Source organism: Saccharothrix sp. CCNWYY140 (assembly GCF_037401995.1).
Classification (GTDB): Bacteria; Actinomycetota; Actinomycetes; order Mycobacteriales; family Pseudonocardiaceae; genus Actinosynnema.
In genome coordinates this window covers 18,534-35,319 of record NZ_JBBEGC010000073.1, presented here as the reverse complement: position 1 = coordinate 35,319, position 16,786 = coordinate 18,534, and the positions used below count along the sequence as shown (strand labels likewise).

The following is a 16,786-nucleotide window of genomic DNA, read 5'->3' as shown; positions in this document are numbered from 1 at the left end:
TGGCTCCGCCGGGCCATGCGGTGGGGGAACCGACGCCCTTCACCCCCCATCGGTGGTTCGCCCGCCGGCAGGCGCTCGAAAGCGCGCAGCGCGTTCGCTTGAGAGCGCGCAGCGCGTCCACGCTTGAAGCTCACGAAGCGCCCTAGAAGCGCAGGAAGACCCGTGCGCCCCCGACGGTCCGCACGGGTCCCCCACCACCGCATCAGCGAGTCGGCTTGACCCCGATCCGGTCCACCACACCGGTTTCCACGGCCGTGAACTCCAGAACCGTCCCCGCCTTGAACCGGTCCACATCCGACGTCGTCACCTGGCGTTCGCCGATGAACTGGCCGGTCTCCGGGTCGATGATGATGTCCTGCCGGGTGTCGCCGTCGTCGATGCCCAGGGCAGTGCCCAGTCGGCCGCCCAGGTTGGCCTGCTTCTCGGTCACCTGGAGACCCGGGACCTTGGCCAGTGCCTTGTAGATGTTGGCGCGCACGTCACTGCGGATCAGGCCGCTGCGCAACGCGTCCGCCGCGTAGACGAGCAGTTCGGCCTCGCCGCGGGAGTTGTCGGGGGCGTCGTCTTGCAGGCGCTGGAAGAGGGCGTCCGGGTCGGTGGGCAGGCTCGCCTGCCACTGGGCGGTGGGGCGCTGCCAGCTGCCGCGTTCGTCGCACTCCTTGCCGGGTTCGGCGAAGAAGCCACCGCACTTCGCGCGCCACTCGCCCTCGGGCCACCCGCCTTCGGTCTCGACGCCGGCGGCCTTGGCTTCCTCTTCCGTGCCGACGACCCACTGCTGGTTGCCGGTGACGTCGCGGCGGAGCAGCCATTCGCCCTGTTCGTCGGCCGGCGCCCAGGTTTCGAGGAGGTTCTCGGCCAGGCGGGAGAAGTCACGGCTGGCGCCGGCGGTGGAGGCCATCCACCAGGCGTGGGTAGCCACGTACCGGTACTGGCCGGGTCCGACCGGCTCGTCCGTGGCGCCGATCGCCTGGGCCGCCGCACGGTCCAGGGTCGCCGCGGCCTCGGCGGTGGCCGGCGCCGGCCCGCGGCCGAACGACACGGTCTGCACAACCAACCCCGCCGCCACCAACACCGCCACAGCCGCCGCCCCAAACACCCAGCGCCGCTTCGACCTCTCCACGCCGCCAGCCACGCCCGCTTCGCCCACGCCGGCGGTCTCCCCTACGCCAGCGGTCACGCCGGCCTCCTTCGAACCCGCAGCCACGTCGTTCTCCCCCTCTTCAGTGATGTGAAGAAGCGCGGCCCTGGCTCGGGCCAGCGCCTTCTCGCCGTCGCGGTCGGCGTCGGCGTTGAGGGCGTCCAGCGCGGCGTCCAGCTCGTCTTCGGTCCAGATGCGGTGGATGTTGTCGTCACTCATCGCCGGTCCTCGCGTCGGTCTCGGAAGCGTGGGCGCGCAGGCGGCGCCGCACGCGGTGCAGCCGGGAGCGGACGGTCCCGACCGGGATGCCGAGGGCCTCGGCGACCTCGTTCGAGTCCAGCCCGGCCCAGCTGGTCAGCAGCAGGACGTCCCGGTCGCCCGGGTCCAGCCCGGCCAGCGCGCCGGCCAGCAGCCGGGTCCGCGCGGCGGCGTCGACCTGGTCGGCGACCCGGCCGCCGTGGTCCTCGCCGCCCGCGGTGGAGCCGGCCGCTCGGGCGGCGGCGGCCAGGCCGCGCACCTCCTGGCGCACGTGGCGGCGCAGCAGGTTGGTCGCGATGCCGTACAGCCAGGAGCGGGCCGTGCCCCGCTGCGGGTCGTAGCCCGTGCGGGTCTGGTAGGCGACCAGGAACGTCTCGCCGACCAGGTCGTCGGCCAGGTCGCCCACGCGGCGGGCCAGGTACCGGTGCAGCGACCGGGCGTGCCGGTCGAACAGCTGCCCGAAGACCCGGCTCGGCGTCGGCCCGGCCAGATCCGGCCGATCCTCCGCGCCCGCCACCTCCGACACCACCTCCGACACCGCGCCACACACCGCGCCCGACCCCGCACCAGACATCGCGCCCGAGACCGCACCCGACGCCGCGCCCGGCACCCCGCCGAACATCTCGCCGGACGCCGCACCAGACGCCCCGCCGGACACCGCGCCAGGCACCGCGCCCGAGGCCGCACCAGACGCCGCATCGGACCCCGTGCCCGCCGTCGTGTGTTGGGTCATCGTCCTCACACCTGGTGTTGCCCGCAGCCGCTCCCCACGTTCACGGCGACTGAGCGTGACACCTCTTTCACCGAGTGGCATTGATCCGTTCGGCCTAAGCTACCGACATGGTCACCGTTGAGACCGTTCGACCGCCGTAGCGATTTCACGGTGGTGGCACGCGGCCATCGCGTTGGTCGTGCTCGCCTCGCTGTGCATCCAACTCGTCCTGATCTTCACCGGGGGCGCGGACGCCAACTCCGGGCAGACCACCGGCGGTCTCGGGGTGCGGTTGTGGCGGCTGTTCAGCTACTTCACGATCCAGAGCAACCTGATCGTGCTGGTCACGGCCGCGGTCCTGGCGTTGCGGCCGACGCGGGACGGGCCGGTGTGGCGGGTGGTCCGGTTGGACGGGCTGCTGGGCATCCTCATCACCGGACTGGTGTTCGCGATCGTCCTCGCCCCGCAGGTGCACCTCACGGGCGCGGCGCTGGTGGCGACCATCGGGTTCCACTACATCTCGCCGTGGGCGACGATCGGCGCGTGGTTGGCCCTCGGCCCGCGTCCGCGCATCACGTGGGGGACGGTGGCGGCGGCGTTCGTCTGGCCGGTGGCGTGGCTGCTCTACATCTTCACGCAAGGCGCCTTCACGCGCTGGTACCCGTACCCGTTCCTCGACGTGACCAAGTTGGGCCTGGCCGACGCGCTGCGCAACGCCCTGCTGGTGGTCGCCGTGGCGGTGGTGTTCGCGGTCGTGTTCAAGCTGCTCGACGAGCGCCTGCCCGCACCACTGCGCTAGCGAACGCGGCGGCACGGGCAGGCGGCACGGGCAGGCGAAGGGTCCGACCGGTCAAGCGATGGCGGGCTTGAGCACCTCCTCGCACCACTGGCGGAACGTGGTGGGCGTGGTGGACTCCGGTGTGCGGGGTTCGGCGTTGTCCAGGCCGTTGTCCTTGGCGCGCATCATCTCCGCCATGCCGCGCGCGAACGGCGCGGACATGCCGACCTCCACCATCCGCGCCTCGAACGCCGCCTCCGGCACCTGCTGGTAGCGCACCGGCCGGCCCAGCACCTCGGTCATGACGGCGGCCAGGTCGTGCTGGGACAGGTCCTCCGGCCCGAGCACGGGCACGTCCTCACGCCCGTGCCACGAGTCGTCCAGCAGCAGCCGCAGGGCCACGTCGGCGATGTCCCGCGTCGCGCACAGGGGCAGCTTGCGGTCACCGGACAGCATGTCGAAGAACACGCCGTGGTCCCGGATGGTCTCCGCCTGCCGCAGCAGGTTGTCCATGAAGGACGGCATGGTCAGCGACCGGTAGTGCACGCCCGTGTCCGTGATCAGGTCGTCCATCGCCAGCGACGCGGTCACCAGCCCGGCCTCGCCGGCCACCGCCGACCCGCGTCCCAGCGCCGACACGCCGACGACCCGCCGGACGCCCTGCTCGGTGAACGCGCGGCACGCCGCCTCGGTGAACCCGGCGTAGGCGGCGTGGACGTCCGTGGCCCGCCGGTCCGGCGCGACGACCCAGTACACGGTGTCCGCGCCGGCGAAGGCCTTGGTCACGACGTCGGGATCGGCGTGCGACCCCGCGACGACCTCCACCCGCTCGCGGACGTCGTCCGGCAGGCGGGACGGGTCGCGGGCGATGACGCGGACGGGTGCGCCCCGGTCGAGCAGGCCGCGCACGACCCTGCGGCCGGTGTTGCCCGTCGGTGTGGTCACGACGATCATGCCGATTGTCTCCAGTGCGTTTCGTTGGGGCACAACGAGATCGAGTCAACAGGCGGACAAGGCGGAGCTGAAGGACCGATCCGGTCCGCGTTGATACCGTGCGGGTATGGACGACCTGGAGGTCCGCCAGCTTCGGTATTTCGTCGCGGTGGCCGAGGAGCTGCACTTCGGCCGGGCGGCGCGGCGGCTGGGCATGGCGCAGCCGCCGCTGTCACGGGCCATCCGGGACCTGGAACGCACCCTCGGCGTCCGCCTGCTCGACCGCACCACCCGCCACGTCGCCCTCACCGCCGCCGGCGAGGTCCTGCTGCGCGAGGGCCGCTCCGCGCTGGAGGCCGTCACCGCCGCCGCCCGCCGAACCCGACACGCCGGCCGCCCCGCTCCCGTGCTGCGGCTCGCGCTCAAGGCCGACTTCGACGCCGGGCTGCTGCCCCGGATGATCGCCGCGTACCAACGGGAGCAGGGACTTCCGCCGGTCGAACTGGTGCTGGGCGGACGCGGTGACCAGGTCGCCGCCCTGCGTGACGGCCGGGCCGACGTCGCCCTGCTGCCCGGCCCGTACGACGACACCGACGTGGACGCCGAACCGCTGGTCACCGAGCCCCGCGTGGTCGCGCTGGCGGCCGGCGACCCGCTGGTCGACAGGCCGGAACTGCACCTGGCGGACTTCGCCGGCCGCACGCTGCCCGACGGCACCCCGGCCGAGCAGGACGGGGCCGGCCGGCCCGCGCGGGTTGGCCCGCGACCCCGGGACCTGGCGGAGATCTTCAACATGGTCGAGCTGGGCGACATGGTGTGGTTCCTGCCGACGTCCCTGGCCCGACGGCACCCACGCCCCGGCATCGCCTACCGACCAGTCTGCGACCTGCCGCTGTTCACGCTCTCCGTGGCATGGCCTCGGAACTCCCGCTCGCAGGCGGTCGCCGCATTCGTACGCGCGGCCACGGAGGTAGCCGACACCCACCCCGCAGCAGCCAATGCGAGCTCAGTGGCCACCGTCACCAGCTGACTGGATCGTTACAGTGCCGTCCTCCGTTTGGCTTCTCACCCGGTTGGGGTATCTGGGCGGAGCGTCAAACAGTCGGCGCCGGCGGTTCGGGCTGGATGAGGGCGGTTGGCGATGGCACTGGACTTCGAGGACGCGGCAACCAGGGTGTTGCGCGAGTACGTGCGGCTGGTCACGGCGGCGCTGGGGTTGAGCGGCGAGTGCTCCGTGGTGCAGGCAGAGCGGCCGGCGAGCGTGTACCTCGCGGTGGACGGTCACCTGCCCGGGTTCCCGGAGTACGACGCGGCGCTCGTGTGGGACGAGCGCCGGGGCTGGGCGGTGGCGGTCGAGTCCGGGGGTGCGCAGGACCTCGTGGTGCAGGAGCGCCTGCCTGGCGACGTTCTACCGCCGCCGGACGTCGTGGCGTCGTGGGCGACCGACGTGCTGCGCGGCGAAACGGTGCCACGACCGGTCAGCGACCTCACCCAGCGGCGGCGCACCCCCGCCACAGCAGGACTCTCGCGCACCGCATGAGCCGGCGCCCAGCGCGGGCGCTCTCAGTGCGGGCGCCGCGGGCGCTCAGCGCGGGTGCCCAGCGCACTTGACGGTCAGTTCGGACGCCACTCCTCCTGCCAGGAGTGCTGGGTGTCGTAGGCGGCGGCGAGCAGGCGCAGGGTCGCGTCGTCCGCCCCGGACTCCAGCTCCTCGCGCAGCAGCGCCGCCTTCTCCGCGAACGGAACGGTCGCGTGGTCGTGGTCGGCGGACTCCCCTCCGGGGAGCAGCAGCAGGCCACCGCCCTCGTCGGCGCGCACGATCCGCAGCCGGCCCCGGCCCTCGGCGTCCTCCAGCACCGACGACCCGCCCTCGGCCAGCCGCCGCTCGTCCTCGGCCAGGCGGTCCAGCACGAACTTCCGGAGGTCTTCCCTCGCGTCGACGTCCATGCCACCGGGGTTCCCTCCGGGCCGCCGTTTACGCCGGGGTCGTGCGGGTAGTCGGCCGGACATGAGCGACACGACGACCGTCGACCGGCTGCGCACCGCGCTGCGTGACGTCCGGTACCCGGCGGACAAGGCGCAACTGGCCGACCACGCTTCCCGCAACAACGCCGACGAGGACACGGTGCACGCCTTGCGCTCGATCCCCGGCGAGGTGTTCGGCTCGTTCGAGGAGGTCCTCGACTCGGTGGCGATCGACCAGAGCCGGGACGGCTAGGGCCGGTTCGCGGGCGGGTCGGCGCGGCGGGCGGGGTCCAGGCCCAGCTCGTCGGACTCCTCCGCGTCGGGCATCTCCGGGTCGCGGAACTGCTCGGCGTGCGTCGGGCCGCCCGCCCGCAGCTGGTCCTCCAGCTCGTGCTTGAGCTCGTCGTCCACCAAGGGACCGTGCTGGGTGCTCTCCCGTTCCACGGCACGTCCTCCTCGTCGCTCTCGGATCCTCTTCGGACACTCCGGGTACCCCGGCGGGGGCGGTAATCACCGACCCACCAGCTCGGTGAGGGCCTGGCGCAGCGCGGCCGGGTCCGTGCCCGCCCAGCCGACGTAGCCGTCCGGGCGGACCAGCACCAGGAGGCCGTCCGCGTGCGGCGCGACCTCGACGCGGTCCTCCCAGCCGCTGACATCGGCGTCACCCAGCAGGACGAACCGCTGCCCGCGCAGCGCCTCGTACAGGCGGCGGCCGTCGGCCAGCGGGCGGTCCGCGGCGCGGGTGCCGACCAGGTCGTGCGCGCCGGCGGGCTTGGGGTAGGCGTAGCCGACACCGCTGAGCTGACCGGTGGCCTTGCGCGCGATCGCCGGCACCGACAGCGCCAGCCGGGCGACGACACCCCGGACCGCCCGCCCCACCCGCGACTTGATCATGGCGGCCCGGATGATGCCCCCGCTGCTGCGCAGCACCGACCGGCCCACCGGGTGCCGTTCGGCCTGGTAGGTGTCCAGCAGGCGGTCGGGCGCGCCGCGCAGCACGGCGGCGAGCTTCCAGCTCAGGTTGGCCGCGTCCTGGAGGCCGGTGTTCATGCCCTGGCCACCCGCCGGCGAGTGGACGTGCGCCGCGTCGCCGGCGAGGAACACCCGGCCGACCCGGTAGTCCGGCGCCTGCCGCTCGTCGCTGTGGAAGCGGGACAGCCAGCGGGCGTCGTGCATGCCGAAGTCCGTGCCCAGGGCGCGTTTGGTCACCTCGCGGACCTCGTCCAGGGTGAGCGGCTCGTCGTCGCCGCGGGGGTGGCGGCGGTCCCAGGCGAACACGCGGTAGTAGCCGTCGCCGAAGGGCGCGATGAACGCGAACGCGTCCCCGACCCCGTTGACGGCGAGCAGTTCGGCGGGCGGCTCGGTGACCCGGACGTCCGCCAGCATGATCGACTTGAGCACGGACTTGCCCGGGAACGGCTGCCCGATCGCCTGGCGGACCGCGCTGCGGTACCCGTCGGCGCCGACGACGTACGCGGCCCGGTAGGTCCGGTCGGCGGTGGTGACGGTGACCCCGTCGGCGTCCTGCGCGAGGCCGCGCACCTCGGCGTTGTGCACGATCTCGACACCGGCCTTGAGCGCGCGCTCCCGCAGCAGTTCCTCAACGTGGTACTGCGGCGTGATCAGCAGGAAGGGGAACCGGCTGGGCAGCGCGCCCAGGTCCACCTCCACCCCGCCGAACAGCCGCACCTTGTCCACCGCCGCGCCCGTGGGCAGCAGCCGCTCCGCCAGGTCACGGGCGTCGAGCTGCTCCAACGAGCGGGCGTGGACGCCGAAGGCCCGGGACAGGTTGGACACCTTGCCGTCCCGCCGCTCCAACACCGTCACCGCGACACCGGCCTCCGCCAGGTCCCCCGCCACGAGCAGCCCGGTCGGCCCGCTGCCGACCACGATCACCTCGGCCATGACGCCCTCCTTCAGGTCAACGCTTGTTTGCCAACGCTTGTTGGCACCAAGGAGAGCACGCCACCGGTGGCGATGTCAACACTTGTTGGCCTACACTCGTTGGCATGACCACGACCAAGGCCAAGCGCTCGGACACGACCAAGGAGGCGATCCTCGCCGCCGCCCGCGAACGCTTCGCCGAGGACGGCTACGAGCGAGCCACGATCCGCGCCATCGCGGCGGACGCCGGCATCGACCCGTCGATGGTCATGCGCTACTTCGGCAACAAGGAGAAGCTCTTCGCGGCGGCGGCCGAGTTCGACCTGCGCTTGCCGGACGTCACGACCATGTCGAAGGACGAGGTCGGCCACCGCCTGGCGGGCCACGTCGTCGACCGCTGGGACGGCGACGAGACCCTGATGGCCCTGCTCCGGGCGGCCGTCACCAACACGGCGGCGGTCGAGCGGATGCGCGAGATCTTCGCCGCCCAACTGGGACCGGCGGTCGCGGCGGTCGCACCCGACGCGGTGGCCACGCGGGCGGGCCTGGTGGCCACGCAGGTGTTGGGGATCGCACTCACCCGGTACGTGCTGCGGTTGCCGCCGGTGGTGGCGATGGGGCGGGAGGAACTGGTGGCGTGGATCGGCCCCACCCTCCAGCGCTACCTGACCGACCCACACCCGACCGCGTGAACCGATCGCGTTCCGCGGCTAGTCGGGGCGCTTGCGGGACGCGCGCAGCTCGGTGGTCGCCGCCCGGTACGCCGGGGTGGCGTGGGTGAAGTAGTCGAAGAGGGTGTCCAGCTGGTCGTCCGTGTAGCGGGCGAGGACTTCGGCGATCTTCGCCCGAGCCGGCGCCACCACCTCGTCGATGCGGGCCAACGACTCCGGGACGACCTCCACGCGCACCTTCCGGCGGTCGGCCGGGTCGGAGGTCCGGCGGACGTAGCCGGCGCGTTCCAGGCGGTCGATCAGGCGGGTGGTGGCGCCGGTGGTGAGGCCGGTCGCCGTGGCCAGTTCGCCCGAGGTCAGGGGGCCGTCGAGGGAGATCTGGCTCAGGGCGTACCACTCCGTCGCGTGCAGGCCCGCGGCCTCGGCACCGGCCATCCCGTGGAGGCCCACCGCGTCCAGGTAAGCGCGGAAGACCAGGTGTCGGTCGGTTGCCATGAACCCTCCCGGTGCCTAGTATCTGCACACGTGCAGAGGTTGCACGTGTGCAGATACTGCATCAAGTACGAGGAGGAATCATGCCCGACAGCAACCGCGCCGCAGTGCTCTCCGTCCTGTCCGAACTGGTCGACGCGTGGGGCCGGCACGACGCCGACGCGTACGGCGAACTCTTCACCGAAGACGCCACCTACGTGACCTTCGTCGGCACGTGCTACCAGGGCCGCGCGGAGATCGTGGAGAGCCATCGGGCGCTGTTCGAGAAGTTCCTCAAGGGCACGCGGCTGGCCGACGAGGTGGTCGACGTCCGGTTCCTGTCTCCGGACACGGCGGTGGTGACGGGCCGCGGCGACACCTACAAGGGCGCACCGCCCAAGAAGTTGACCAAGGTGCAGACGTACGCCCTGGTGCGACAGGACGACCGGTGGCGGATCGCGGCCTTCCAGAACACCAAGCGCAAGCCGGTGATGGAGGCGATCTCGTTCCGCGTGGCGCCCGCGCTGCGTCCCACCGGGCGGACCGCGTGATCATCCCGCCTATGATTGTTCGAAAGGCACCGAACTTCGAAAGGACGTGACCCGGATGGCCGAGTCCCTGCGCGAGTTCAACCAGCGGCTGATCGCCGAGTTCCGCGCCAACGGCGGACGTGTCGGTGGCCGGTTCGAAGGGGGCGACCTGCTGCTGCTGACCACCGTGGGCGCGAAGAGCGGTCAGGAGCGGGTGTCGCCGTTGGCCTACACGCGGGACGGTGACCGGTACGTGGTGGCGGCCTCCTACGCGGGCGCGCCCCAGCACCCGGCGTGGTACTTCAACATCCTGGCCACGCCGAAGGTCACCCTGGAGGTGGGCGAGGAGACCTTCGAGGCGACGGCGACCGTCATCGAGGACCGGGCCGAGCGGGACCGGCTGTACGCGGGCATGGTGGCGTACTCGCCGCAGTTCGCCGAGTACCAGAAGAAGACCGACCGGGTGATCCCGATCGTCGTGTTCGAACGGGTCTAGTCGGCACCTCGGGCCGGCTCGGGCGCGACGTCGTGCAGGACGAAGGTGGCGAACCCGAGTTCACGCCGCAAGCCGCCGAGCCAGGTGTCACGGTGCTCGCGGGCGGCGGTCAGCGCCTGCTCGCGGTCCTCGACGGACCCGGCCGACCGCACGGCCCAGTCGACGAGCGAGCCGGTCCAGCTGAACTCGTAGTCGTCCCATTCGGTCGGCGTGCTGACGTGCCCGAAGGACGGCTCGAACCCGTGCCGCCGGAAGGCCCGCACCAGGCCGGCGAGGTCGGGGACGGAGTCGGCCGGGAGTCCGAGCGCGGCCACCGCCGCCGCGGACGGGGTGCCCTCCCAGATCATCTCGCCGATCAGCGCCTGACCGCCGGGGCGCAGGTGCCGCCGGACGGCGACCAGCATGTCCTCCAACCCGCCGAAGGCGTGCCGGGCGCCGACGCAGAGCACCACGTCGAAGAGCCCGTCGCTCCAGGTGGCGGCGTCGGTCTCGATCCAGCGGACCCGGTCGGTCAGCCCGCGTTCGCCGGTGCGCCGGGCGGCCGAGGCCGGCAGCGCGTGGTCGACCCCGACGCCCGTCGTCGCCGGGTGGTCCAGCAGCACCTGTTGCAGCCACTCGCCCTCGCCGCAGCCGAGGTCGACCACGCGGGCGCCGGTGGCGGGGCTCAACCAGCCGACCAGCTCGCTCACCCGGTCGGGCGCCACCGGCGCCGCGATGGGGTGGCGCAGGTGCGCGATGTCGAAGATCTCCGATCGGTCCACCCCGGCAACGCTAGTGCTCCCCGCGTGGGAGGCGATCATGACGGGTCGGTGCCGCCGGCGGCCAGCAGTCGGCGGCCCAGGGTGGTGACGGCGGTGCGGAGTTCCGGGCCGCGCACCACCCGGAACGGGGCGGGCACGGCGGCCAGCTGTTCGGCGTACCAGACCGGGCTGCTGGTGCTGCCGACCAGCAGCGTGGTCGCGGGGCCGGCCTCGGTCAGCCGACCCAGGATCCGCGGCACGCAAGGGGTGACCCGCGCGAGCGGCGCGTCGATGAGCACCTCCACCTCGTACTCCCAGCCCACCGCCAGGTGGTCCTCCAGCTCGGCCACCGGGTCCAGCCCGACCGGCGGGGTGAAGGTCTCCTCCAGCACGGTCACCGCCCGGACCCGGTCGACCCGGTACGCGCGCCGGGTGTCCGACCGGCGGGACCGGCACAGCAGGTACCAGCGGCCGTGGCGCACGACCACCGCCCACGGGTCCACGTCGGTGGTCCACTCCGACCCGGCTTCCGAGCGGTAGTCCAGGCGCACCGCGTGGTGGTCCGCACACGCCCGGACCAGGACCGCTGTGGTGTCGGGTGCGGGACGGGCGGCGGACCGGTCGGGGGCCGGGGCGGTCGTGCGGCGCACCGCCTGGGCCTGCGCCGCGACCGGTTCGGGCAGGGCGCGGATCAGCTTGCCCAGGGCGCTGCCCACCGCCTCGGTCGGGTCACCGGCGTCGTGGTGACCGTCCAGCACGGCCATGACCAGAGCCAACGCCTCCGTCGAGGTGAGCATCAGCAGCGACGGGCGCAGGCCCCGGCCCACCCGGTAGCCGCCGTAGGGTCCGCGCTCGGACTCGATCGGCACGCCCGCCTCGCGCAGGATCCCGACGTACCGGCGGGCGGCCCGCTCGGACACGCCGAGCTTGTCGGCCAGGCGGTCGGCGGTGATGCCTGGGCTGCCTTGCAGGAGTTCCAGCGCCAGCAGGGCCCGAGCCGTGGGGCTCAGGTCGGAGGAGGGAGGCACGGGTTCGCCAATCCGGAAGCAGAACGTCCGGAACCGAGCCTAACGTCCCCTTCCATGACCGGCGACACCACGATCCACGAGCCGCCGATGTCGGCCGGCGAGGTGGAGATGATGCTCTTCGCGCTGGAACGCTCCCGCGCCCAGTTCGCCTGGAAGGTCGGTGGGCTGGACGGCGACGCCCTGCGCAAGCCCCACCCGCCGTCCGCGATGACCCTGGGCGGCCTGCTCAAGCACCTGACCCGGGTCGAGGACCAGCGCACGGACCTGGACCTGCTCGGCCGGCCGATCTCGCCGCCGTGGGACAGCGCGCCGGACGAGGAGTGGGAGTGGACCTCCGCCGCCGACGACGACCCGGGCGAGCTGTACGCGCGGTGGCGGGCGGCGGTCGAGCGGTCCCGCGCCGCTTGGGCGGAGGCGCTCGCCGACGAGGGCCTGGACCGGCTCTCCGCGCACACCTACGGCGGCGGCGCCCGCCCCAACCTGCGGCGCGTCCTGTGCGACCTGCACGACGAGTACGCCCGGCACACCGGCCACGCCGACCTGATGCGCGAAGCCGTCGACGGCCTGGTCGGAGAGGACCCACCGCAGTGACCGGAGCACCCGCCGCGGTGACCGACGACCTCGTCGTCGTCCCGGCCAACCAGGCCGCGCCCGAGGACGTGGACGCGGTGTTCGGTACCACCGACGCCGGACACTGCCGGTGCCAGCGGTTCAAGGTGGCCGGCTGGATCTGGCGCGACACCACCGAGGACGAGCGGATCGCCCGGCTCTACCGGCAGACCGCGTGCGGCGAGCCGGACGCGCCGGCCACCAGCGGCCTGGTCGCCTACCTGGACGGCGAGCCGGTGGGCTGGGTCGCCGTCGAACCCCGCACGGCCTACCCGAAGCTGCGCGGCACCCGCGTCCCGTGGCTGGGGCGCGAGGAGGACAAGGACGACCCCGGCGTGTGGGCGGTGACGTGTTTCGTGGTGCGCAAGGGTTTCCGGGGCCGGGGCCTGACCTACCCGCTGGCCCGCGCGGCCGTCGAGCACGCGCGGGCCGGCGGGGCCAAGGCGGTCGAGGCGTACCCGATGGTCGTCCCGCCGGGCAAGCACATCACGTGGGGCGAGACGCACGTGGGCGTGCGGCAGGTCTTCGAGGAGGCGGGGTTCACCGAGGTCACGCACCCCTTCCCGCGCCGGGTGGTGATGCGGCTGGACTTCCCGTGACAGCTCACATCCGGGACCAGGCGACGACGAAGAGCACGACCAGCGCCACCACCACGACCACGCCGAGCGTGCCGCCCAGGACCAAGCCGGTGCCCAGCGCGCCCCGCGGCGACTCCAGCCAGACGAGCTTGAGCACGCAGCCGAGCAGGATCGCCCCGACCGCCACGCCGATGAACGCGTACGCGTACTCGCCGCCCTTCCAGCCCCACGAGCCGAAAGCGTTCGAGGAGTAGGCGAAGTACACGCCCACCAGCAGCGCGCACGGCAGCAGGAACCCGCCCACGCCCAGCAGCCGACGCCGGTCGATCTCCGTCATGACCGCGAGTCTGCTCATGCGCCCGTGTCGAGCGCATGAGCAGTTCTACGCGATCACGGCGTCGTGACGACCTGACCGGCCCACGACAGGCCACCGCCGAACGCGAACAGCAGCACGGGAGCGCCCGACGGCAGGTCGCCCCGGTCCACCAGCTTGGACAGCGCCAGCGGCACCGAGGCGGCGGAGGTGTTGCCCGACTCGACGACGTCCTGCGCCACCAGCACGGTCTCGGGCAGGTCCAGCTGCCGCACGATGGCCTCGATGATCCGCAGGTTGGCCTGGTGGGTGACGATCCCGGCCAGGTCCGCCGGGGTCAGGCCGGCCAGCTCGCACGCCTGGCGCACTACGGCGGGCAGTTCGCCGGTGGCCCAGCGGAACACCGCCTGCCCCTCCTGCGCGAACTTGGGGTGCCACTCGTCGACCAGGCGGACGGCGTCGCCCTTGGTCGGGTCCGAGCCCCAGGCGACCGGCCCGATCCCGGCCTCCTCGGAGGCGCTGAGCACGGCCGCGCCCGCGCCGTCGCCGAGCAGGACGCACGTGCTGCGGTCGGTCCAGTCGGTGAGGTCGGACATCTTCTCCGCGCCGATCACCAGGGCGTGCCGGGCGGCGCCGGCGCGCACCGAGTGGTCGGCGACGGCCAGGGCCGTGCAGAAGCCGGCGCACGCGTTGTTCAGGTCGAACGCCACCGCCGCCGGGATGCCCAGGCGGGCCGCGACCTGGGCGGCGACCGACGGGCTGCGGTCGATCGCGGAGCACGTCGCGACCGTGATCAGGCCGATGTCGGACGGTTCCAGGCCCGCGCCGGCCAGCGCCTTGGCCGCCGCCGCGGCGGCGAGGTCGGTGACCGACTCGTCGGGCGCGGCGATGCGGCGGGTGGCGATGCCGGTGCGGCGGCGGATCCACTCGTCGCTGGTGTCGACCATCGTCGCCAGGTCGTCGTTGGTCAGGACGCGGACGGGCTGGTAGTGCCCCAGGGCGGCGATGCGGCTTCCCGGCACGGTGTTCTCCTCGGCTCGAAGGTGGCGCCGAGAATAGCAACCGATCGGTCGGAAGCTAAGATGGAGGGCATGAGTCCGCGCAAGTCCGCCGCCGAAGCCCGCGGCACCCGGGAGCGCATCGTGGCGCGCGGGATGGCGCTCGCGTCCGTCGACGGGCTGGAGGGGCTGACCATCGGGCGGCTGGCCGCCGACCTGGGCATGAGCAAGGCCGGCGTGCTGGGCCACTTCGGCACCAAGCAGGCGTTGCAGCTCGCCGCGCTGCGGGCGGCCTCGCGGGTGTTCACGCGGACCGTGTGGGAGCCGGTCGAGCACGTCGAACCGGGCCTGCCCAGGCTGCGGGCGGTGTGCGGGACGTGGGCGGGCTACCTGGAGGGCGACCGCGACACCTTCCCCGGCGGCTGCCTGTTCACCACGGCCTCGATCGAGTTCGACGCGCGCGGCGGACCCGTGCGCGACTTCGTCGCCCGCCTGTTCACCGCGTGGCGGCGACGCCTGGCCGCCGAGGTCGGCACCGCCGTCGAGCACGGCGACCTGCCCGCCGACACCGACCCGGAGCAGGTCGCGTTCGAGATCTTCGGCGTGTTCTTCGCGCTGAACCAGGAGATCCACCTGTTCGGCGCCCGCGACGCCGTGGCCCGCACCCGCCGCGCTCTGGACCGCGTGCTGGCCGGCTAACGTGGACGGCGTGGGCACTGGATCGACGACACGGCGTCAGCAGCTCAGCGACTTCCTGCGTGCCCGGCGGGCGCGGATCACGCCCGAGGAGGTCGGCCTGCCCGCGGCCGGGCGGCGGCGCACACCGGGGCTGCGGCGCGAGGAGGTCGCCGTGCTCGCCGGGGTCGGGGTGTCCTGGTACACGTGGCTGGAGCAGGGCCGGGACATCCGCGTCTCGGGCGAGGTCCTCGACGCCGTCGGCCGCGCGCTGCGGCTGAGCGACACCGAGCGGGCGCACCTGTACGTGCTGGCCGGCCTGAACCCGCCGCGGGCGGTGGGCCGGGACCACGAGGTCACCCAGCAGCTGCGGCGGCTGGTGGACGCGTGGTCGCCCAACCCCGCCATCCTGCGCGACCGGTACCACAACCTGCTGGTGGTCAACGACTGCACGCGGACCGTGCTCGGCTACGACGACACCGACCACAACTGCCTGATCTCCTTCTTCACCAAGGCGCGCTACCGCGAGCCCCACGAGCACTGGTCCTCGATCGCGCCCGCCGTCGTGGCGTCGTTCCGCGCGGAGGCCGCGCACGCCCCCGACGACCCGGAGTTCCAGCGGCTGGTCGCGGAGCTGACGGCGGTGAGCCCGGAGTTCGCCCGGCTGTGGGCGCGGCACGACGTGGCCGTGCCGGGGCAGGCGGTGAAGGCGGTCCACCACCCGGAGGTCGGCGAGCTGCTGTTCGACCTGACCACCCTGACCGTCACCGACCACCCGGACTGGTACCTGGAGCTGTACCACCCGAGGCCGGGCACCGGGACCGCCGAGCTGGTCGAGCGGCTGTCCCGGCTCAGGGTGGTGGTGGCACACCCAGGTTGAGCGCGCACTGCCTCACCCGCTCGTCGGCGGCCAGGCTGGTTCCCATGAACCACAACCGATTCGACGGCAAGACCGCCCTGGTCACCGGCGGCACCAGCGGCATGGGCCTGGCGGTGGCGCGCCGCCTGGTCGCGGAGGGCGCGCAGGTCGTCGTCACCGGCCGCGACAAGTCCCGCCTGGACGCCGTCCTGGAGCCCGGCCTGCACGGCGTGGCCGGTGACGTGTCTTCTTCGTCCGACCTGGATGCGCTGGTGGAGGAGGTCCGCGCCCGCTTCGGCCGGCTGGACGTGGTGTTCGCCAACGCGGGCGTCGCCTCCTTCCAGCCCGCGCCGGAGGTCACGGAGGCGGAGTTCGACCGGGTGGTGGGCGTCAACTTCAAGGGCGTCTACTTCACCGTCACCAAGGCCCTGCCGCTCCTGGTCGACGGCGGCGCGGTCGTGATCAACGCTTCGTGGACCCTGCACCGGGGGATGGCGGACGCGTCGCTGTACGCCGCGACCAAGGCCGCCGTGCACAACCTCGCGCGGACGTTGGCGGCCGAGCTGGCGCCGAGGCGGATCCGGGTGAACTCGGTGAGCCCCGGGTACATCGAGACCCGGATGTACCACGAGAACGTGTCCCCGGACCTGCACGACGCCGTGGTCGCCGGGGTGGCGGCGGGTCGGCTGGGCACGGCGGAGGAGGTCGCGGCGGCGGTCGCGTTCCTGGCGTCGGACGAGGGCGCTTACGTCAACGGGCAGGACCTGGTGGTCGACGGCGGTGTCGTGGCGACGGTCGCCGGGCCGATGGCGTAGTTCACCCGTTCAGTTGATCTTGCGGGGCCTGCTCGTGCAGCTGGGGTGGGTGCGCGAGCAGACCCGGCTGGACCACCTCGGCCTGCGGGTGCGGGCGAACCTCGGCGTGTTCGAGTACATGCTGGGCGCCCGGCCGTTCGCGCTCCTGGCGCTGGCGGTCGTCGGCGTGCTCCTGGTGGGCGAGGCCGGTCAGCGGCTGCTCGCGGGTGGCTCCTGGCGGGGGCGGTCGTGGTGGCTGCGGCCGGCGCGGCGCCGGCCTCGCTCAGCCTGGTCGGCGCGGCGGAGCGGCACGCGGCGGCGCTGGGCGGCGAGGAGGCGATCGGCGCTTCCACACC

General features: G+C 73.2%; 23 protein-coding genes. 12 read left to right on the top strand and 11 right to left on the bottom strand.

Annotation, left to right across the window (positions count from 1 at the left end):
• Positions 1 to 202: 202 nt before the first annotated feature.
• Both WBN91_RS26730 and WBN91_RS26725 read right to left on the bottom strand, forming a co-directional pair.
• Positions 203 to 1,357: a CU044_5270 family protein gene (locus tag WBN91_RS26730; protein WP_337722076.1), complete on the bottom strand. Its 1,155-nt coding sequence runs from the start codon at positions 1,355 to 1,357 to the stop codon at positions 203 to 205.
• A complete protein-coding gene (locus WBN91_RS26725) occupies positions 1,350 to 1,970 on the bottom strand; it encodes an RNA polymerase sigma factor (protein WP_337722112.1) in 621 nt (206 codons plus the stop codon). The genes WBN91_RS26730 and WBN91_RS26725 overlap by 8 nt, the downstream gene beginning before the upstream one ends.
• Positions 1,971 to 2,307: 337 nt before the next feature.
• Between WBN91_RS26725 and WBN91_RS26720 the strand changes: the two genes are divergently transcribed.
• Positions 2,308 to 2,907: a Pr6Pr family membrane protein gene (locus WBN91_RS26720; protein WP_337722077.1), complete on the top strand. Its 600-nt coding sequence runs from the start codon at positions 2,308 to 2,310 to the stop codon at positions 2,905 to 2,907.
• A gap of 51 nt (positions 2,908 to 2,958) precedes the next feature.
• On the opposite strand, the gene WBN91_RS26715 is transcribed toward WBN91_RS26720, so the two are convergent.
• Positions 2,959 to 3,840 (bottom strand): NAD(P)H-binding protein, encoded by an 882-nt coding sequence (locus WBN91_RS26715; RefSeq protein ID WP_337722078.1) that lies wholly within the window; start codon positions 3,838 to 3,840, stop codon positions 2,959 to 2,961.
• A gap of 106 nt (positions 3,841 to 3,946) precedes the next feature.
• Between WBN91_RS26715 and WBN91_RS26710 the strand changes: the two genes are divergently transcribed.
• Together WBN91_RS26710 and WBN91_RS26705 are read left to right on the top strand one after the other, a co-directional pair.
• Positions 3,947 to 4,849: a LysR family transcriptional regulator gene (locus WBN91_RS26710; protein WP_337722079.1), complete on the top strand. Its 903-nt coding sequence runs from the start codon at positions 3,947 to 3,949 to the stop codon at positions 4,847 to 4,849.
• A gap of 111 nt (positions 4,850 to 4,960) precedes the next feature.
• On the top strand, positions 4,961 to 5,359 hold the full coding sequence (locus WBN91_RS26705) for a DUF6292 family protein (RefSeq protein WP_337722080.1): 399 nt from the start codon (positions 4,961 to 4,963) through the stop codon (positions 5,357 to 5,359).
• 74 nt (positions 5,360 to 5,433) lie between these two features.
• On the opposite strand, the gene WBN91_RS26700 is transcribed toward WBN91_RS26705, so the two are convergent.
• Positions 5,434 to 5,766 (bottom strand): hypothetical protein, encoded by a 333-nt coding sequence (locus tag WBN91_RS26700; RefSeq protein WP_337722081.1) that lies wholly within the window; start codon positions 5,764 to 5,766, stop codon positions 5,434 to 5,436.
• A 61-nt stretch (positions 5,767 to 5,827) separates the two neighbouring features.
• On the opposite strand from WBN91_RS26700, the gene WBN91_RS26695 reads away from it, so the two are divergent.
• On the top strand, positions 5,828 to 6,037 hold the full coding sequence (locus WBN91_RS26695; protein WP_337722082.1) for a DUF2795 domain-containing protein: 210 nt from the start codon (positions 5,828 to 5,830) through the stop codon (positions 6,035 to 6,037).
• On the opposite strand, the gene WBN91_RS26690 is transcribed toward WBN91_RS26695, so the two are convergent.
• Together WBN91_RS26690 and WBN91_RS26685 are read right to left on the bottom strand one after the other, a co-directional pair.
• Positions 6,034 to 6,228 (bottom strand): hypothetical protein, encoded by a 195-nt coding sequence (locus tag WBN91_RS26690; protein ID WP_337722083.1) that lies wholly within the window; start codon positions 6,226 to 6,228, stop codon positions 6,034 to 6,036. The two genes, WBN91_RS26695 and WBN91_RS26690, sit on opposite strands and share 4 nt — an antisense overlap.
• A 66-nt stretch (positions 6,229 to 6,294) precedes the next feature.
• Complete coding sequence (locus WBN91_RS26685) at positions 6,295 to 7,689, bottom strand: FAD-dependent monooxygenase (RefSeq protein ID WP_337722084.1); 1,395 nt, start codon at positions 7,687 to 7,689, stop codon at positions 6,295 to 6,297.
• Between the two features lie 104 nt (positions 7,690 to 7,793).
• On the opposite strand from WBN91_RS26685, the gene WBN91_RS26680 reads away from it, so the two are divergent.
• Entirely contained in the window at positions 7,794 to 8,360 is a 567-nt protein-coding gene (locus tag WBN91_RS26680) for a TetR/AcrR family transcriptional regulator (protein WP_337722085.1), read from the top strand.
• A gap of 18 nt (positions 8,361 to 8,378) precedes the next feature.
• Here WBN91_RS26680 and WBN91_RS26675 read toward each other — a convergent pair whose 3' ends face one another.
• Positions 8,379 to 8,834: a MarR family winged helix-turn-helix transcriptional regulator gene (locus WBN91_RS26675; protein WP_337722086.1), complete on the bottom strand. Its 456-nt coding sequence runs from the start codon at positions 8,832 to 8,834 to the stop codon at positions 8,379 to 8,381.
• An 80-nt stretch (positions 8,835 to 8,914) separates the two neighbouring features.
• Here WBN91_RS26675 and WBN91_RS26670 point away from each other — a divergent pair, with 80 nt between their 5' ends.
• Complete coding sequence (locus tag WBN91_RS26670) at positions 8,915 to 9,361, top strand: SgcJ/EcaC family oxidoreductase (protein ID WP_337722087.1); 447 nt, start codon at positions 8,915 to 8,917, stop codon at positions 9,359 to 9,361.
• A gap of 55 nt (positions 9,362 to 9,416) precedes the next feature.
• A complete protein-coding gene (locus WBN91_RS26665) occupies positions 9,417 to 9,836 on the top strand; it encodes a nitroreductase family deazaflavin-dependent oxidoreductase (RefSeq protein ID WP_337722088.1) in 420 nt (139 codons plus the stop codon).
• On the opposite strand, the gene WBN91_RS26660 is transcribed toward WBN91_RS26665, so the two are convergent.
• Both WBN91_RS26660 and WBN91_RS26655 read right to left on the bottom strand, forming a co-directional pair.
• Positions 9,833 to 10,597 carry a class I SAM-dependent methyltransferase gene (locus WBN91_RS26660; RefSeq protein ID WP_337722089.1) on the bottom strand — a complete coding sequence of 255 codons (765 nt, stop codon included), beginning with the start codon at positions 10,595 to 10,597 and terminating at the stop codon, positions 9,833 to 9,835. The two genes, WBN91_RS26665 and WBN91_RS26660, sit on opposite strands and share 4 nt — an antisense overlap.
• A 35-nt stretch (positions 10,598 to 10,632) precedes the next feature.
• Complete coding sequence (locus WBN91_RS26655) at positions 10,633 to 11,604, bottom strand: helix-turn-helix transcriptional regulator (protein WP_337722090.1); 972 nt, start codon at positions 11,602 to 11,604, stop codon at positions 10,633 to 10,635.
• 54 nt (positions 11,605 to 11,658) lie between these two features.
• Here WBN91_RS26655 and WBN91_RS26650 point away from each other — a divergent pair, with 54 nt between their 5' ends.
• Complete coding sequence (locus tag WBN91_RS26650; RefSeq protein WP_337722091.1) at positions 11,659 to 12,195, top strand: mycothiol transferase; 537 nt, start codon at positions 11,659 to 11,661, stop codon at positions 12,193 to 12,195.
• Positions 12,192 to 12,812, top strand: a complete 621-nt coding sequence (locus tag WBN91_RS26645) for a GNAT family N-acetyltransferase (RefSeq protein WP_337722092.1) — start codon at positions 12,192 to 12,194, stop codon at positions 12,810 to 12,812. The genes WBN91_RS26650 and WBN91_RS26645 overlap by 4 nt, the downstream gene beginning before the upstream one ends.
• Before the next feature lie 4 nt (positions 12,813 to 12,816).
• Here WBN91_RS26645 and WBN91_RS26640 read toward each other — a convergent pair whose 3' ends face one another.
• Both WBN91_RS26640 and WBN91_RS26635 read right to left on the bottom strand, forming a co-directional pair.
• Complete coding sequence (locus WBN91_RS26640; RefSeq protein WP_337722093.1) at positions 12,817 to 13,128, bottom strand: hypothetical protein; 312 nt, start codon at positions 13,126 to 13,128, stop codon at positions 12,817 to 12,819.
• Positions 13,129 to 13,181: 53 nt separating this feature from the next.
• Positions 13,182 to 14,126: a beta-ketoacyl-ACP synthase III gene (locus WBN91_RS26635; protein WP_337722094.1), complete on the bottom strand. Its 945-nt coding sequence runs from the start codon at positions 14,124 to 14,126 to the stop codon at positions 13,182 to 13,184.
• 69 nt (positions 14,127 to 14,195) lie between these two features.
• On the opposite strand from WBN91_RS26635, the gene WBN91_RS26630 reads away from it, so the two are divergent.
• Genes WBN91_RS26630 through WBN91_RS26620 form a run of 3 tightly spaced genes read left to right on the top strand, consistent with a single transcriptional unit; the run spans position 14,196 to position 16,451 of the window.
• The gene (locus WBN91_RS26630) at positions 14,196 to 14,801 is read left to right on the top strand and encodes a TetR/AcrR family transcriptional regulator (protein WP_337722095.1); all 606 of its coding nucleotides are present in this window, start codon (positions 14,196 to 14,198) and stop codon (positions 14,799 to 14,801) included.
• Positions 14,802 to 14,811: 10 nt separating this feature from the next.
• On the top strand, positions 14,812 to 15,657 hold the full coding sequence (locus WBN91_RS26625; protein ID WP_337722096.1) for a helix-turn-helix transcriptional regulator: 846 nt from the start codon (positions 14,812 to 14,814) through the stop codon (positions 15,655 to 15,657).
• Between the two features lie 44 nt (positions 15,658 to 15,701).
• Positions 15,702 to 16,451, top strand: a complete 750-nt coding sequence (locus tag WBN91_RS26620) for a glucose 1-dehydrogenase (protein WP_337722097.1) — start codon at positions 15,702 to 15,704, stop codon at positions 16,449 to 16,451.
• Positions 16,452 to 16,786 lie beyond the last annotated feature (335 nt).

What these genes read in the sequence shown, in the direction of transcription:
- WBN91_RS26640 (WP_337722093.1), bottom strand. Translation starts at nt 13,128, where the DNA reads ATGACGGAGATCGACCGGCGTCGGCTGCTGGGCGTGGGCGGGTTCCTG.
- WBN91_RS26650 (WP_337722091.1), top strand. Translation starts at nt 11,659, where the DNA reads ATGACCGGCGACACCACGATCCACGAGCCGCCGATGTCGGCCGGCGAG.
- WBN91_RS26680 (WP_337722085.1), top strand. Translation starts at nt 7,794, where the DNA reads ATGACCACGACCAAGGCCAAGCGCTCGGACACGACCAAGGAGGCGATC.
- WBN91_RS26670 (WP_337722087.1), top strand. Translation starts at nt 8,915, where the DNA reads ATGCCCGACAGCAACCGCGCCGCAGTGCTCTCCGTCCTGTCCGAACTG.
- WBN91_RS26685 (WP_337722084.1), bottom strand. Translation starts at nt 7,689, where the DNA reads ATGGCCGAGGTGATCGTGGTCGGCAGCGGGCCGACCGGGCTGCTCGTG.
- WBN91_RS26715 (WP_337722078.1), bottom strand. Translation starts at nt 3,840, where the DNA reads ATGATCGTCGTGACCACACCGACGGGCAACACCGGCCGCAGGGTCGTG.
- WBN91_RS26705 (WP_337722080.1), top strand. Translation starts at nt 4,961, where the DNA reads ATGGCACTGGACTTCGAGGACGCGGCAACCAGGGTGTTGCGCGAGTAC.
- WBN91_RS26695 (WP_337722082.1), top strand. Translation starts at nt 5,828, where the DNA reads ATGAGCGACACGACGACCGTCGACCGGCTGCGCACCGCGCTGCGTGAC.
- WBN91_RS26620 (WP_337722097.1), top strand. Translation starts at nt 15,702, where the DNA reads ATGAACCACAACCGATTCGACGGCAAGACCGCCCTGGTCACCGGCGGC.
- WBN91_RS26630 (WP_337722095.1), top strand. Translation starts at nt 14,196, where the DNA reads ATGAGTCCGCGCAAGTCCGCCGCCGAAGCCCGCGGCACCCGGGAGCGC.
- WBN91_RS26665 (WP_337722088.1), top strand. Translation starts at nt 9,417, where the DNA reads ATGGCCGAGTCCCTGCGCGAGTTCAACCAGCGGCTGATCGCCGAGTTC.
- WBN91_RS26710 (WP_337722079.1), top strand. Translation starts at nt 3,947, where the DNA reads ATGGACGACCTGGAGGTCCGCCAGCTTCGGTATTTCGTCGCGGTGGCC.
- WBN91_RS26700 (WP_337722081.1), bottom strand. Translation starts at nt 5,766, where the DNA reads ATGGACGTCGACGCGAGGGAAGACCTCCGGAAGTTCGTGCTGGACCGC.
- WBN91_RS26730 (WP_337722076.1), bottom strand. Translation starts at nt 1,357, where the DNA reads ATGAGTGACGACAACATCCACCGCATCTGGACCGAAGACGAGCTGGAC.
- WBN91_RS26725 (WP_337722112.1), bottom strand. Translation starts at nt 1,970, where the DNA reads ATGTCTGGTGCGGGGTCGGGCGCGGTGTGTGGCGCGGTGTCGGAGGTG.
- WBN91_RS26675 (WP_337722086.1), bottom strand. Translation starts at nt 8,834, where the DNA reads ATGGCAACCGACCGACACCTGGTCTTCCGCGCTTACCTGGACGCGGTG.